Source organism: Lysinibacillus telephonicus (genome assembly GCF_003966145.1).
Lineage (GTDB): Bacteria > Bacillota > Bacilli > Bacillales_A > Planococcaceae > Ureibacillus > Ureibacillus telephonicus.
The window spans coordinates 1-2,193 of the sequence record NZ_RXNR01000137.1 but is presented as its reverse complement, the minus strand read 5'-3'; the positions used below and the strand labels follow the sequence as shown (position 1 = coordinate 2,193).

General features: G+C 33.7%; 2 protein-coding genes. Both read left to right on the top strand.

The features are described from left to right. Positions 1-92 precede the first annotated feature (92 nt). On the top strand, positions 93-1,379 hold the full coding sequence (istA, locus tag EKG35_RS20485) for an IS21 family transposase (protein WP_126296397.1): 1,287 nt from the start codon (positions 93-95) through the stop codon (positions 1,377-1,379). Positions 1,380-1,387: 8 nt separating this feature from the next. Further along, a complete protein-coding gene (gene istB / locus EKG35_RS20480; RefSeq protein WP_126296398.1) occupies positions 1,388-2,140 on the top strand; it encodes an IS21-like element helper ATPase IstB in 753 nt (250 codons plus the stop codon). Positions 2,141-2,193 lie beyond the last annotated feature (53 nt).

Genomic DNA, 2,193 nt, shown 5'->3' with positions numbered 1-2,193 from the left:
TATAAATGCTATTTTAAATATGTACATTATCGCTTGAATAACTATGTACAAAAATGCTCGGGGTATTCATACTAATCTAGAGGTGATTAGTAGTGTATATCCAACTAAACGTAGAAACAAAATTTGAAATAAATAGTCTTGCAGACTTAGTAGGATTTAAAAAAATAATGGAGCAGTTAAAAATGAAGATAAATAAAAGTAAATTAGCAAGGGATTTAGGAGTCGATCGACGTACAATCGACAAATATTTAAATGGCTTTGTTCCCAAAAAGAAACGTAATAAACCATCTAAAATTAATAAGTTTTATCCAGTAATCGCAAGTTTATTATCTGAGGATTCAAAGCAAGTGTTTTATTATCGTCGTAACCTTTGGCAGTATTTAAAAGATAATCATGGCTTAGAATGTGGCCAATCAACGTTTCGAAATTATATTGCGAACACACCAGAATTCCAAGCGTATTTCGAGAAAGATGAGCGTATCTCAAGTATGGGGAACAGTGGGATTCGATTTGAAACGCGTGCTGGGCAACAAGCACAACTAGACTGGAAAGAAAGTATTATGTATGAAACAAAAGATGGAGAACAAGTAGAAATAAATATAGCCGTCTTAGTATTAAGCCATTCTCGAATGCGATTCTTTTATATGAGCATTTCAAAATCGCAATCCGTTCTTTTTTCATTCCTTACGGAAACGTTTGAGAAGATGGGTGGCGTTCCAGAAGAGTTGGTTACAGACAATATGAAAACTGTTATGGAAGAAGCACGTACTGAATTTTCAAAAGGAAAAGTAAATGCGAAGTTTGCTCAATTTGCGAAGGATTTTGGTTTTAAAGTCAGACCATGTATCGCTGGTCGCCCTAGAACAAAGGGAAAAGTTGAAACAACAATGAAGTTACTTGATGAGATCCATGCATACCAAGGGAAATTTAATATGGAAGAATTACACGACTATATTGAACGTTTATGTAATCGAATTAACAGTGAACTTCACCAAGGAACAAATAAAATTCCATTACTCGAATTCCAAAAAGAAAAGAATCACTTACTCCAGCTACCAACTGAACGAGTAAGAGATTCCTATAAAATCAAGCATACACCTGTAAAGGTCAATGCATCGAACATGATTACTTATAAATCCAATCAGTACTCTGTCCCACCAGGGTACCAAGGAAAAAAAGTAAGTTTACAAGTATATGATGAGCATTTATGGATTCATTATAACATGGAACTGATTGCTCAACACAAAATAAGTGATGCAAAACTTAATTACCAGGAAGCCCATTATCTTGAAACAATATCAAAAGGGATGCCGAACTATCCAGATATTAATGATTTAGCGAAACGAAATTTAGCAGCGATTGGAGAAATCTATAAATGAATCCGAATATGAACTCAAATTATCAACAGCTTCAACAAAACTTGGAGTATTTAAAATTAAAGCAAATGGGACTCCATCTAAGTGAAGTCATCGACTTCGGTATCAAGAATGAGCTTTCTTTTATTGATACACTGATAAAATTAACGAATTATGAAGTAGATGTACGTGAACAGAATATGATCCAAGCAATGGTAAAGGTAGCAGCATTTCCACATTTAAAAGAAATGAAAGACTTTGATTTTTCTTTTCAACCTAGCCTTAATCAGCAACAGATACTTGATTTTCAAAGCTTACGTTTTATTCAAGAGAATGAGAATATTGTATTTCTAGGACCTAGTGGAGTGGGTAAAACTCACCTAGCCATAGCAATTGGAATCACAGCAGCAAAAAAACGTACCAGTACTTATTTTATTAAGTGCCATGATTTAATTCAAAATCTAAAACGAGCGCATCTCGAAAATCGTCTGGAAAGTCGTTTAAAGCATTATACAAAGTATAAATTATTAATCATTGATGAAATAGGCTATTTACCGATTGATTCAGAGGATGCGAAGCTATTTTTCCAGCTCATCGATGCACGTTATGAAAAGAAAAGCACCATATTTACAACCAATGTGAATTTTAAATCTTGGGAAGAAATTTTCCCAGAACCAAAGTTAGCAAACGCAATTTTAGACCGAATATTACATCACGCAAATGTCGTAACAATAACAGGTAATTCCTATCGTCTTAAACAACATCTTGAACCAGCAGACGAGTAATTTTGTACATCCTTAAACGAGCAAAAATGTACATATTAAGGTTGACATTTATA

Bases quoted from the DNA above. Each gene is read 5' to 3' on its own strand.
- istB (WP_126296398.1), top strand. From the start codon at position 1,388: ATGAACTCAAATTATCAACAGCTTCAACAAAACTTGGAGTATTTAAAA.